Annotated in this window: 15 protein-coding genes; all 15 read right to left on the bottom strand. The window is 35.9% G+C overall.

The window, feature by feature from the left end; all coding sequences use genetic code 11:
• Positions 1-270: 270 nt before the first annotated feature.
• Positions 271-675: a 30S ribosomal protein S9 gene (gene rpsI / locus DW114_RS08890; protein ID WP_117453423.1), complete on the bottom strand. Its 405-nt coding sequence runs from the start codon at positions 673-675 to the stop codon at positions 271-273.
• A gap of 12 nt (positions 676-687) precedes the next feature.
• Positions 688-1,125: a 50S ribosomal protein L13 gene (rplM, locus tag DW114_RS08885; RefSeq protein ID WP_117453422.1), complete on the bottom strand. Its 438-nt coding sequence runs from the start codon at positions 1,123-1,125 to the stop codon at positions 688-690.
• 816 nt (positions 1,126-1,941) lie between these two features.
• On the bottom strand, positions 1,942-2,730 hold the full coding sequence (locus DW114_RS08880; protein WP_117453421.1) for a histidinol-phosphatase: 789 nt from the start codon (positions 2,728-2,730) through the stop codon (positions 1,942-1,944).
• A 67-nt stretch (positions 2,731-2,797) separates the two neighbouring features.
• Positions 2,798-3,604, bottom strand: coding sequence for a tRNA pseudouridine(38-40) synthase TruA (gene truA, locus DW114_RS08875; protein ID WP_270324618.1), 807 nt, complete (start codon positions 3,602-3,604; stop codon positions 2,798-2,800).
• Positions 3,550-4,350, bottom strand: a complete 801-nt coding sequence (locus DW114_RS08870; RefSeq protein WP_117453420.1) for an energy-coupling factor transporter transmembrane component T family protein — start codon at positions 4,348-4,350, stop codon at positions 3,550-3,552. Before DW114_RS08870 ends, truA begins: the two co-directional genes overlap by 55 nt.
• Positions 4,343-5,203 carry an energy-coupling factor transporter ATPase gene (locus DW114_RS08865; protein WP_117453419.1) on the bottom strand — a complete coding sequence of 287 codons (861 nt, stop codon included), beginning with the start codon at positions 5,201-5,203 and terminating at the stop codon, positions 4,343-4,345. The genes DW114_RS08870 and DW114_RS08865 overlap by 8 nt, the downstream gene beginning before the upstream one ends.
• On the bottom strand, positions 5,179-6,006 hold the full coding sequence (locus tag DW114_RS08860; RefSeq protein WP_117453418.1) for an energy-coupling factor transporter ATPase: 828 nt from the start codon (positions 6,004-6,006) through the stop codon (positions 5,179-5,181). Before DW114_RS08860 ends, DW114_RS08865 begins: the two co-directional genes overlap by 25 nt.
• A gap of 177 nt (positions 6,007-6,183) precedes the next feature.
• The gene (locus DW114_RS08855) at positions 6,184-7,026 is read right to left on the bottom strand and encodes a MerR family transcriptional regulator (RefSeq protein WP_117453417.1); all 843 of its coding nucleotides are present in this window, start codon (positions 7,024-7,026) and stop codon (positions 6,184-6,186) included.
• Positions 7,027-7,036: 10 nt separating this feature from the next.
• Positions 7,037-7,777 (bottom strand): ABC transporter permease, encoded by a 741-nt coding sequence (locus DW114_RS08850; protein WP_117453416.1) that lies wholly within the window; start codon positions 7,775-7,777, stop codon positions 7,037-7,039.
• Positions 7,774-8,493: an ABC transporter ATP-binding protein gene (locus tag DW114_RS08845; protein ID WP_117453415.1), complete on the bottom strand. Its 720-nt coding sequence runs from the start codon at positions 8,491-8,493 to the stop codon at positions 7,774-7,776. Before DW114_RS08845 ends, DW114_RS08850 begins: the two co-directional genes overlap by 4 nt.
• Positions 8,494-8,572: 79 nt before the next feature.
• Positions 8,573-9,895 carry a hypothetical protein gene (locus tag DW114_RS08840; protein ID WP_117453414.1) on the bottom strand — a complete coding sequence of 441 codons (1,323 nt, stop codon included), beginning with the start codon at positions 9,893-9,895 and terminating at the stop codon, positions 8,573-8,575.
• A 220-nt stretch (positions 9,896-10,115) separates the two neighbouring features.
• Positions 10,116-10,871 (bottom strand): ribonuclease E inhibitor RraB, encoded by a 756-nt coding sequence (locus DW114_RS08835; RefSeq protein ID WP_117453413.1) that lies wholly within the window; start codon positions 10,869-10,871, stop codon positions 10,116-10,118.
• A gap of 79 nt (positions 10,872-10,950) precedes the next feature.
• Positions 10,951-11,529, bottom strand: coding sequence for an O-methyltransferase (locus DW114_RS08830; RefSeq protein WP_117453412.1), 579 nt, complete (start codon positions 11,527-11,529; stop codon positions 10,951-10,953).
• Positions 11,530-11,538: 9 nt separating this feature from the next.
• Complete coding sequence (locus DW114_RS08825) at positions 11,539-12,699, bottom strand: CapA family protein (RefSeq protein WP_117453491.1); 1,161 nt, start codon at positions 12,697-12,699, stop codon at positions 11,539-11,541.
• A gap of 1 nt (position 12,700) precedes the next feature.
• Positions 12,701-13,678 (bottom strand): M15 family metallopeptidase, encoded by a 978-nt coding sequence (locus DW114_RS08820; RefSeq protein ID WP_117453411.1) that lies wholly within the window; start codon positions 13,676-13,678, stop codon positions 12,701-12,703.
• Positions 13,679-13,739 lie beyond the last annotated feature (61 nt).

Below are 13,739 nucleotides of genomic sequence, written 5' to 3'. Positions count from 1 at the left end.
ACTGCCACAGCCAAAAAAACGAGGGGAAGGAGGGCTGAAAAGCACCCCTAAAATCGGCTCTCGGTTAACCACTTTGGGAACCACTTACCCCTCTTTTCGCCCTCTTTTTGGCCAGTTAACCACTTGCGGACCACTAAAAATTGGGTGAAAACGGCTCTCGTTTTGCCAAATTTGGTCAAACCATATCATCCCGTTTAGATATAGTAAAACCCCGGAAAACCTTGATTTTCCGGGGTTTTTGAACCATTTTGATATAGTCTGAGCAGTCGATTATCGCTTGCTGAACTGCGGAGCGCGACGAGCTGCTTTGAGACCGTATTTCTTACGTTCTTTCATACGAGAGTCACGTGTTACGAATCCAGCTGCTTTTAATGCAGGACGATAGTCTGCACTAGCTTCCATTAAAGCACGAGTGATACCATGGCGCATAGCTCCTGCCTGACCTGTGTATCCTCCACCTTGAACGTTGATTTTGATATCAAACTGATCTAAAGTTTCTGTTAATTCTAATGGTGAACGAACAACCATACGTAAAGTTTCTAAAGGTAAATATTCTTCTAATGTTTTACCATTAACAACGATGTTACCTTTACCCGGAGTCATAAAGACACGAGCAACAGAAGTTTTACGGCGTCCTGTACCATTGTAAGTTACTGTATTTTTCTTAGCTGCCATTTCTTATTCCTCCTAACCTTTGATTTCCAGCTCAACTGGTTTCTGAGCTGCATGTGGATGTTCATTACCTGTGTAAACAAATAAGTGTTTACGCATTACGTCACCTAATTTAGTGTGAGGCAACATACCGTAAATAGCTTTTTCAACCCATTCAACAGTATAGTTTTCCTTCATTGTACGTGCAGTACGTGTACGAAGTCCTCCAGCGTAACCAGAGTGGTTGTAGTATTTTTTAGTATCAAGTTTGTTTCCTGTTAATTCGATTTTGTCAGCGTTGATAACGATAACGAAATCTCCACAGTCAACGTTTGGTGTGTAAGTAGGTTTGTTTTTTCCTCTTAACACAGATGCTACTTCAGTAGCTAAACGACCTAAAGTCTTTCCTGTTCCGTCTACAACGTACCAAGTACGTTCTACTTCAGCAGGTTTTGCAAATGTTGTTTGGCGCATGTTCTTTAAACTTCCTTTCCTATGTAGTTTCCGGGGCTACAAAGGCATAAGTGCCTATTTAATAGTTTATATTTAAATTGGCAAGAAGTCAACTAAAACTTTCAGTTTTTTCAATAAATTCATGTTTTTTTGTGAATTCTATGTATATATACAAAAGAAGCGCCGAGGGAATAGCGCTTCTTCTGTAAATTATAGTTTTAAAAAGGGAGAAAGTATGAATTTTTTGAGGGGAAATTATCATACCGCAAGTGGCTTTACCTCACTTGCTGACTATAGTATAACAAATACTTTACGTACAAGTTTGTAGGAATTATGTTAGATTATGTTGTTGTTAACTAACTTATTCAGACAATTATGTGAATATCTTTTTAACATAAACAAAAGAAGCACCTGAGGGGAGGAGTGCTTCTTTTGTTCTATTATAATTTATTTTTTGAAAGGGAGAAAAGTATGAATTTTTTGAGGGGAAATTATCATACCTGCAAGTGGCTTTACCTCACTTGCTGACTATAGTATAACAAATACTTTGCGTATAAGTTTGTAGAAATTATGTTAGATTATGTTGAATGCAAATACAATTACATTTGAAATATGTGATAAGAAAAAGCACCTATATAAAACAAAAGAAGCATTGAGGGAAGTATGCTTCTTTTGCTTAAAATTATTATGTTTTTGAAAGGGAGAAAATATGAAATAATTTTTGAGGGGAAATTATCATATTTTAGCAAGTACCTTATCTCACTTGCTGACTATAGTATAAACTAGCGTTATAAGAGAATTTTGTAGAAAATATGTAGAAGTATGTGAAAAACAAAATTAATGTTTTTCTGGCAGCTTATCAATGATATTCATATCCAAAGATGTTAAATAAGCAATCGCTTCATCTCTGTATCGATCATTCATCATCGCTTTAGGTTCATGTGCATCAACACCAATGATTACATCATTTCCAACATGTGCAGCAATTTCCCAAAATTTAGGATGTGGATAATGTGTCACATTCATCACATCATTGTATAATGCCCCATTCAGATTATATTCTAAAGGAATCTGCAAATGTTTTGCTGCCTCACATAATCGCACACTTTCCTTTTCCGCAAGCTCATCAAATTTACGTCTACCATGCATAAATAAATCCGGGTGTGCAAGATATGCATATAATCCTGTTTCCATTCCCTGAATTGCTTCATCAATATAAGCTTTCAACATATGATCATATTCACATTCCGTGCCAAAATATATACGCTTTTCATCAGTCTTATAATAATGATTTCCAAATATAATATAATCTAAGCCTTTTGCTTCTTTAAATTCTTCTAACCATTTCATATACTTAGGGAAATATTCACATTCCAATCCGATTTTAATACTGATTTGATCTTTATATTTATCTCTCAATGCCGCAATGGATTGATAATAATCATCAAACTGGGATAATGGCATACGCATATGTGCCACAAAATCTGAATCATATTTCCATGGGCAATGATCAGAAAATCCAATTTCTTCATATCCTCCCTCAATGGCAGCTAATACATATTCTTCATCACTACCAGAAGCATGCATACAGCGTTTGGTATGCATATGATAATTTGTCTTTCGCATAATCTCACCTTATTCCTTCTTATCGGCTATTATTATATCACAAAAACGCAGAATCATTAGAAAAAAACTATCCTTTCAGATAGTCCTCTTCATTATAAAATACTTCTATTAAGTATAATCCCTGTGGGTCTGCTTTATATCGACAGGCATGTTTATCTTTGGCATTCAGCATGTCCTGTATCTGTTGTTTTGTGATTCTGTGTTTTCCGGCTTCAATGAGAGTCTGTGCAATCATACGTACCATATAACGCAAGAAACCTGTACCTATAAAAATCATCTGGATATGGTCTTGATGGGCAATAACTTCCAGCTTTCGTATGGTCTTAACTCTTGGTTTTCTTGGGTCGATCTTATTGCTGGTAAAGCTTGTGAAATCGTGTTCTCCCAAAAATACCTGTGCACATTCCTGCATCATGGATATATCCAGTGTTTTCCATTCTTTCCCCATGTAGCGCTCGTAAAAAGGATTTTTGATATCATTGGTTACCAAATAGTCATATCGCTTTCCAAAGGCGTCAAAACGCGCGTGAAAGTCATCTGAAGTCTGATATACATGCTGTATACGAATATCTGATGGTAATAATGAATTCATTGCTCTGGTAAAATGGAAATCATCCAATATACGATCACTGTCAAAGTGAAACACCTGGCCTTTTGCATGTACTTTCGCATCTGTTCTGCCACTGGCGGTAATTGGTGTATCGTAACCGTTGATTTTTAATAACACATTTTCTATTTCTTCCTGTATCGAATTGGTATTGGTTTGTTTCTGCCAGCCTCCATAAGCGAAGCCATCATAACTTACAATTGCCTGATATCTCATAATAGAATATTTAAAGTAATCATAACTGCCAGAATTACCACGCTGCCGCATAACAGGATATAATCCTTCGCATACATCTTCAACTGCTGGTATCTGGTTCTTTCACGATCTGGTATATAGCCACGTGCTTCCATGGCATACGCTAAATCTTCAGCTCTTTGGAATGCAGAAACAAACAATGGTACGATCAGGGAAAGGATTGCACGAATTTTTTCCATTAATTTTCCTTCTTCGATATCTACACCACGACTTGCCTGGGCTTTCATGATTCGCTGTGTTTCTTCTATCAAAGTTGGAATAAAACGTAATGCTATGGATATCATCATAGCGATTTGATGCGCAGGTACATGAATAACCTGAAATGGTTTTAACAGGTCTTCGATTCCCAAGGTAAGCTGTAAAGGCTTGGTTGTTGCTGTTAAAATCGTAGTAACCATAATCATCAATGCCAGACGAATAACGATATATAATGTCTGGGACAAGGCACCACTATATATATGAAAGCTGCCAATGGAAAACAGGATACTTCCATCTTTAATCACCAACAAGTTGATGATTAACAAGAATACCAGCATGAATAGCATTGGTTTCATACTTCTCCACAAAAAACTTAACTTTAATTTTCCCATAAGCGCAATGGCAATGACAACTGCTCCAATGATCGCATAACCGATATATCCGGCATCAATAAAGATGGCAATCATCACAAACAGCATCGCCATGATTTTGGCACGGGGATCCATCTTATGAATGATAGAATCTAAAGGAAGGTATCTTCCTAATGCGATATTATCCACGAGCCTTCACCTCCTTTGCCACCGCTTCAGCTAATGCTTCGATATCCAGAATGGATGAATCGATTTGAAAGCCTTTGGCACGCAGTTCTTCACGTAAACGAATCACTGCTGGTGGGTTGATTCTTAACTCCTTTAATAAATTTATATTTTCAAAGAACGCTTGTACATCACAATGTTTTTTGATATATCCATCTTTTACGACTACCACACGGTCACAATAGTTTAATACATGCTCCATATCGTGTGTCACAATCAATACTGTTTTATGATATTTGGTATTCATATCCTGAAACAGCTGCATCATATCTTTTGCGCCTTGTGGGTCTAGTCCAGCTGTTGGTTCATCTAATACAAGGACACTTGGATCCATCGCCAAAATACCGGCAATTGCGATTCTTCGTTTTTGCCCTCCTGATAAATCAAATGGGCTTTTTTCCATATAGCTTTCATCTAAGCCAACAACTTTTAACACATCTTTTGTTCTTTGTAATGCTTCTTCTTCACTGACACCAAAGTTTTTTGGTCCAAAGCTGATATCTCTTGCGATAGTTTCTTCAAATAACTGGTATTCTGGAAATTGAAAAACCAATCCCACCTGTTTTCTTAAGGCCTTTAGATTTTTAGGTTTCTCTTTGGCGATAATTGTCTTATCTAATATCTCAATTTCTCCACCCGTTGGTAGCAATAAGGCGTTTAAATGCTGTACCAGTGTACTTTTTCCACTGCCTGTTTCTCCGATAATGGCAGTGACTTTTCCTTCCTGAATATCTAAATCTATACCTTTTAATGCCGCATATGAGAATGGTGAATCGGCTTGATAGGTATGTTCTACTTGTCGAAATGTAATCGGCATACTTCATCCACCAACCTTTCCATTGTTGTACAGGCCTCAATTTCTATGCCTTGTTTCTGTAATGCTTTTGTGAACTTTAATGAAAAAGGAATATCTAATTTTAAATCAATCAGTTTTTCTTCCTGTAATAAGATTTCTTCGGGTTTTCCATGCATGACAATTCTACCATCATCCATGACAATGACATCATCACTATGTGCAACTTCTTCTATATCATGTGTAATAGATATGATTGTCATTTTGCTTTCTTTATGAATTTCCTGAATCAGTTCATTAATTTCAGCCTTTCCCTGAGGATCCAGCATACTTGTGGATTCATCAAAAATAATGATTTGAGGTGACATTGCCAGCACACCAGCGATTGCGACACGCTGTTTCTGTCCGCCAGATAGTTTGGTAGGTTCACTGTTCATATAAGCACTCATGTTTACCTTTTGCGCAAAACGTTCAATGATTGGCTGCATCTTACTTGTTTCTACCTGATGATTTTCTAAACCGAACGCAATATCATCTGCCACGGTTGCGCCAATAAACTGGTTATCCGGATTTTGAAATACGATACCGATTTTATCACGGATATCATAAATATTTTCTTCAGTTAATGCCTGATCATCTACATATATATTGCCGCTTTCTTTTTCTAATAAACCAATCAGCAGCTTTGCAATCGTGGATTTTCCACTTCCGTTATGGCCGATAATCGTTGTATAGCTTCCATCTTCAACTGAAAAAGATACATGGTTGACTGCATTTCTTTCTCCATCATAAGAGAATGTTAAATCTTCTACGCGTATTTTATCCATATTGATCACCTCAACGTAATAGCTTTTTTATTATACAACGAAACATGGTGGAAAACAACAAACAGCCCCCTTTAAAATCAGGCGTTTTCTTAAATTGTCATCACAGCTGTCATGATAGCGTTACCATTACATAATATCAAAAAAATATAAGGAACTTATTCATTCCTTATATCTTACTTATCGCTTTCTTATGGGAAATTGTATCTCTGTGAGCCATAGAGATGGATCATCTTTATTCCATATACCATCAATATAGGATTCTCTTTGGTATCCAATGATTTCATAACCATTTTCTTCAATATAGCGAACGATTTCTTCATAGGATTGTGGCAGGGTTTCATATGGTCCTTTATGCAGCACACAGGCAGCCATTTCTACTGGTGGCAGCTGTTTAAATTTTAAATCCCCATGGCTTGGCTTTTCTTCCACGACTGCCTGACAGATTTCTACCTGTATATCATTTTCCTTATATCCTTCATCACAATACATAGTAAAACAATAATCAGGCTCTACACATTCACATTCTGCGTTCTCCATTTCTACTCCCATTGCGGGCATAAAGTCAAATAGCTGCGCATAGCCGGATAATCGTACAGACATATAAGCTATGGTTACAGCAGGCAGCGGTTTCAAGATCACATGGGCAGGTTTCCTTGTATCTTCCTTCATCAGATAGCTTTCGATACTGGCAATACGATCTGTCATATGACTGATTTCTTTCAACAGCTCATGTTTCTTTTTCTGAAGATACAACTGCTCATTTCCCCCTTGCAGGATAGCATGAATTTCTTCTAATGAAAATCCTATATCCTTGAGTGCAATGATCTGATGTAAATGAGGCAGCTGCTTTGATGTATAATAGCGATATCCATTCGTATCATCTACAAATTCTGGTTTTAATAAGCCTATTTCATCATAGTGTCGAAGGGTTTTAATGGTGACACGATTCATTTGCGCAAATACGCCAATGCGATAATACTGTGGTGGTTCTTTTTGGATACATTTTTTTTGAATACTCATAAAGGCCTCCTTATTCCCAACGGAAGTGTTTGACAGCTAAAACCAATGATATCACAGTCAATATCATTATAAAACATATAGAATAGATGGTTTGTGTGGTTATGGTATCAAAAGCAATCGCTTTTAATATTTTGATTCCGTGTGTTAATGGCAGTACATTAGATATCTTTTGCAGGATGGATGGAAAGATTTCATAAGGGATACTTGCGCCAGATAGAAACAGCATAGGAAAATAAACGATGCTGCATAATACATTGGTTGTTTTTATGTTTGGCGATAATGCTGAAATCAATAATCCAATACTGTACATGCTGAATAAAACAACAAGATATGCAAGGATGAATAACAGGATATTGCCTTCCATTCGATAATGGAAAAATACAATAGCACATATAGTTATGATACAGGCAGAAATGATTGCTGTCAATGCGGATAATAATGCTTGTGCTAATAATAAAAGTTTCGGACTGATAGGCGTCACAAAGAAATGCTTTAAGATTTTTTTATCGCGATAATCCGATAGTACAGTTGGAAGTCCCATAAACGCTGTAGCGCATATGCCTATCGTCAAAATTGATGAAAAAGCACTGTCTAAAAAAGTATAATTCCCAGTTTGTACCTGTTTATCGCCAGCTATCCAGGCAATCAGAAAGAAAATTCCTACTGGCATGATGATGCCAAAGAAAATAGGATCCGGGCAGCGAAAGCCTAGTTTTCCTTCAATTTTCAAAAGTGTCATAAAACGTTTCATTTTGATTCCTCCTTCATATAATATAGATAAGCTTCTTCCAGATTAGGCTTTCCACTATCTTGTATAATTGTATCAACAGTCCCTTCTTTCACCATTTTTCCATGTGCTAATAATAAAACACGATCACAAAGATATTGTGCTTCTTCCATATAATGAGTTGTTAATATCATTGTCATTCCTTGTTGCTTCAATGTTTTTAAAGTTTCCCATACTTCACGTCTTGCTTCTACATCTAGACCTGTTGTTAATTCATCTAAAAACAATACTTGTGGATCGGGTATTAAAGCAATCACAATGGATAGTTTTTGACGTTCTCCTCCAGACAGCTTTTCCACAAACTGATTGGTATATGAGGAAAGATGAAACTGGTCTAATAATGTACGATAATCTAGTGGTCGCTTATATAAAGCTGCTGTTTCTTTACATACCTCCTGTACTTTGATATTGTTTTGATAAGATGAGGATTGTAATTGTACACCAATTCGTTCAAACAGCTGTTTTCGATGCTGACAGGCATTCTTTCCAAATATTGTGGCATTTCCTTTTTCTGGACGATGTAATCCCAGTATACATTCAATGGTTGTGGTTTTTCCAGCTCCATTATGTCCTAAGATTCCATAAACCTCGCCTTGTTTTACCTCAAAAGAAAGATGGTCTACGACAATACGATTCTGGTATTGTTTTGTTAAGTCATGTACTTCTATCACATTTTTCATAATTATTTCTCCTTACAGTTACAGATTACAGCCTCCTGTAAGGGGAGAGTCAAGTGTTTGTAAAAAGAAAAAGATGAAGTTATTTTTCATCTTTTGATTCAAATAAAACTGCATCTTTTTTACGATATAATTTTCTAGAAACGACAAAGCCTTTATTACTTTTAAATTCATTGTTTAAGAAGTCATAATATGCGCCAGGTGAAATAATGCCACTAAGGTCCACTAGATGCAGACCAATTACTTTTAATATATTGGATAAGAAATACACACAGTTGCTGGATACTACGAAGAATGTTTTTAGCTTTCCTGATTTGATTTTGTAAAATTTGGCATCTGGAGAGGTTCTGGTCACGCGGCTCAGATAATCATCACACTCTCCTTTGTAAGGCATGCCCATGCGTTTTAATTCTTCATCGCTGTGGAAGTCATAGAATGTAGAGAATACTTCCAAAAGGCGTTCGTTTAATTTTTCTTTTTGTATTTTGGTTAATGCGATTCCAAAACTAATCAGGATTTTATTTTCATTTTCTAAACAATTATGCAAATAGGTATCTTTGGGCGCGATAATGACTACGCCATCCCCCATTGTGCCAAATAAATGACGATTATTAGGATCGTAACAGCCATAACTAATGACCAATCCTCGATAAATCATATCCGCATGTCCCATCATCGCAGGACCACTAGGTGCCAGATGAATCATGACTTCCATATCCACAGGAATATCTTCTTTGATAGCATCAAAATGTTCTTTGATTTGATCTTCTTTATCCTTATTTAATAATGTTCGCATAAGATGTGGTGGAATAATGACAGACATTGCCGGAGGAACGCTTAAACGAATTTTATTATCCAGTTTATCTCCACTGCCGCTTGGCAAAATTTCACGGATAAAATCTAATATGGCATTTCCTCCATAAATCAAGAAATATCCACCCATACAAATAGAGATTACTTCTTCATGTTTGACTGGAGAAATGATCAGGAAAAAGCTCATAATCAAATCGCCAAGTAAATAGAAAACACTGTGGGCAGGAATTGGCAGATGATCTTGTTTTTTTATCCACATAACAATGATTTTCACAATCGCATGTAATAAAATCCAGGCCCCTACGAAACGCGGCAGCATCATGAAGAATGTCTGTGGATAGCTTAAAGAAATCACCACAGCGATAATCCATGCGATAATATCGATTGTTTGATGCAGACGGCTGTCTACTTTACGGAAGTTGATTATCAAGTTGCATAAACGAATAATGCCTATGATCGCAACACCAATCACAAAGGTCGTATATAACCAGTTCCAGACAGCTATAGAATCAAAAATAAAAGAAAAACCAAGTACACAGAAAAATGTACCTGTCGCAAACATCGTAAAATAATTCATATTCTTCTTAAACATGCCGCTCCCTCTTTCATCCTTGTAATACTATATATTATAACGGAATTATGAATAGAAAGGAATATTCAATATAAAATTAAAAAATTACAGGATTGAAAGAATTTATCCCTGTAATTCTTGAATATATGTATCTAACACTTTTTAATCTGTAAATGGGCATGCGATTTTCATAAATGCCATCCTTTATGAAAAAGGATACTTTTCAGTATCCTTCAACTCATTAATAAACGACTTTACTTGTCCATCCTTCATAAACACCATGATACATTGCCGCGATATCAGCAAGATAGAACATGTTGTCATATAGTTTTTCTTTATTGATTGCCGTTATGTGTAATACCATTAATTGGTATTCTTCATCGCCATTGGTAATGACAAACCCTTTATTAATCACTGTATTTTTAAATCCTTCTAAATCTTCCATATTCGTGAAATTGATTCTATGCTGTACAGGACGTTCATGATTATGCACATCGCCATCTTTTTCTAATTCTTCGATAACTGCATCAGCATTTGCACGAATTTCTTCTAATTGTGAACCATTCAAATGTGGATAACGTTCATCTTTTGCTTCTTCTACATCATCTTTTGGTTCTTTTAATGCTTCTTTTACATCCTCTGCTTTTTCCTGAGCAGTATCTACAGCATCTTCAATATGAATTTTAAAAGCTTTTGCAGCATCTTCTACATGCTCTTCAATATTGTCACTTACATCCTCCATCAATTCTTCTGTACGTTCTTCTAAATTTTTTGCTTTTTCTTCTACATTTTCTTTTACTTCTTCTGCTTTTTCCATGACATTTTCACAGCAGCTTGCAGGATCACTGATTGGGCCTTCTTCTAATGTTTCTTCTTCATCTTCTAACAGGCCTTGATCTAAATCAATAATCTGCTTTTGTTCTTCCTTTTTCATTTTGTATGCAACAAATGCAGCTGCTCCAGCCACGACACCCAGAATCGGTAGTATTTTTTTCATTATGGTCACCACTTTCTTTTCTTCTATTGTATCACAAAAAGTTTAAAATGATACATAAAAACCGAAGAAAAATCTTCGGTTATTTCTTTTTACTGATTCCAATGCCATCCCCTTGTTCAAGGAATGTCGTATCAAAATCATCTCTTGATTTCAGATAATTGATAAATCTTGATATTTTACCTACCAACTGACGCAGATTACGACTGGTTGCCGTTTCTGGATGTTCCACAAAACCATGAAATTTCAGATTATCTGTGATAATGTATCCACCCTGGATCAATAATGGCTCATAACGTTCAAAGAAACGAATGTATTGTGCTTTTGCGGCATCAATGAAAATCATATCATAGCTGCCTTGGATATCAGCTTCCAAAGCATCCCCATACAATAAAGTGATCTGATCTTTATATTCACTTCTTGCGATATATTCTTTTGCTTTTTGATATCGTTCTTCATCTCGTTCTATGGTTGTGATATGAATATTTTTATCTAACATTGCCATACGAATTGCGGAATATCCGATTGCACTTCCAATCTCAAGGATACTTTTTAATTGATGTTCTTTTATGAATGAACACATGAATGTGATACCTTCCTGCAGCATGATGGGTACATCTTTTTCTAATGCATATTGTTCCATTTCTTCTAATAATGTCATATTTACACCTTACTTTATAATTTCAATATCTTTGATGATTTTACTTGTACGATCATATAAGTCCTGAATTGTTACTTTCTGCCCATCTACACCATTTAGTCCATGTTTAGCGGCTAGCTCATCTGTATAATCACTGAGTTTATATACTGTAAAATCTTTTCGTGTGTTTAAGATATCTTTCGCATCACCTGTATAGTGTGTGATTAATGGTTCCCATTTTACATCTTCGATTTGTATTTTTCCGCTTTTATTATCTTTCACAAAATTGAAACGGATCATTCCAGATAAAACATTGTTTACATCCAGCATACCACTTAAAAAATTTCCCAGGGAATAAATCACTAATGTATGATTACCATCTTTGCCATCTACCCAGTTTACAGGTTGTATGACATGCGGATGTTCACCAACGACAACATCAACGCCTAAATCAGCGAATAGCTGCGCATACTTTTTCTGGAAATCGGTAGGAGCACTTACATTTTCATCACCCCAGTGTGCAGACACGATTACAACATCGCTAACTTTTTTCGCTGCAGCTACATCTTTTTTTATTTGTTCTTCATCAAAATAAGCTACACTGTACTCATGTGGTGGTTCTATCCCATTGGTTCCATATGTATAAGCTAAAAATGAAAATTTTATTCCTTTTCGCTCGATTACTCTGATTTTGTTTCTATCTTCATTGGATGTGTATGTTCCTGCTGTTACGATACCTTTTTGTTCAGACCAGATTTTACTTGAATGATCAATACCTGCCTGATACATATCCAGACAATGATTGTTTGCAGTGTTGATTAAGTCAAATCCAGTTGCGGCAACATCACGAGCAACCTGATCTGGAGAATTAAAGGTAGGGTAACCGGAAATACCTAAATCATCTCCACCAATAATAGACTCTTGATCAATATAAGCAATATCTGCATTCTCTACATCTTTTTTTACATGTTCATACATAGGAGTAAAATCATATGTTCCATCATTTTCACTCCCTGCGGCTTTATCTGCCTGTATATAAATCATTTCATGGATCAGGTTGTCCCCAACTCCAATAAATGATACTTTGGTTTTTTCTTCATCTTTTTTCTCTGGTTCTTTCTCAGGCGCTGATGTCTGAGTGCTACAGGCAACCAGCATCAGGCTCATTAAAATCATCATTAATTTTCTCATATTATTTACCTGCTTTTCTTGCGATATATTCATCTAATGTCAATCCTTGTTTCGTAATCTCCTCTGCGGCATCTTTTCCTACATAACGTAAATGCCAGGACTCATAGTTATAGCCAGTAACTGGAACTTTATCCTCTTCATAACGAAGGATAAAACCATATGCATTGATATGATCTAAAAGCCATTGATAATGTGGAGATTTTTCAATTTCATTGAAGTTTTCATTATCTAGTGTTACATCCACTGCCAGCCCACTGTTATGTTCACTCTGCCCAGGTCTTGCATAATATTGATCTGCGTAATCCTTACCTTCTGTGTTTGCATAATAATCATATAGATTTTTTTGATATGCAAAACTGCGATAACTTGCAATTGCTTTGATATTGATACCTTCTTGTTTACCAGCTTCTACCAGTTTTTCAAAGGCTTCTGCGACTTCCTTTACCAAATATTGTGGTTCACTTTGACAAGAGTAATCTTCGCCAATCACACATGCATTAGGTGTTGGTGTTAAATCCACAGGTTCATAGCCATCTGGTAATTTATGATATTTGTTAATTAACATCAATGGATTTTTCGTATCCTGGATAGTATCCATATTCGTGAAATATGGCTGATCCAGACCAATGTTTACATATGTTACTACATCTTCTACAGATTTTTTTTGATCATCATAAGCAATATATCGATCGGTTAATTTATCTTGATAATAGGACAATTTCAGAAATTCATTAATACGTTCTGCCTGATAGCCTGCTTTCACAAATGCGGTTACCTGATCTAAGTGTGATAGATTTTCATCTACCGCACAATAGATGCTTCCTTTATCTTTAATCAAATCATCTTTATTGGCTTCCAGTATCAACGCATTGTCACATGATTTTGTGTCAGTAACACCATATTCTTTTGTTTTATCTGATGAGCTGCAAGCGCCTAGTAATAAAGCAATACAACTTAAATAGATCATTCTTTTTTTCATTTTATCTTACCTCGCGAATACTATTATACCAATAATTTGGCGGTTTTCTTTACAAAATCAT

It is taken from the genome of Absiella sp. AM09-50 (assembly GCF_003433845.1).
Taxonomy (GTDB): Bacteria; Bacillota_I; Bacilli_A; order Erysipelotrichales; family Erysipelotrichaceae; genus Hoskinsella; species Hoskinsella hominis.
Note: the sequence above shows the minus strand (reverse complement) of the source record. Positions and strands in the feature narration are given on the sequence as shown.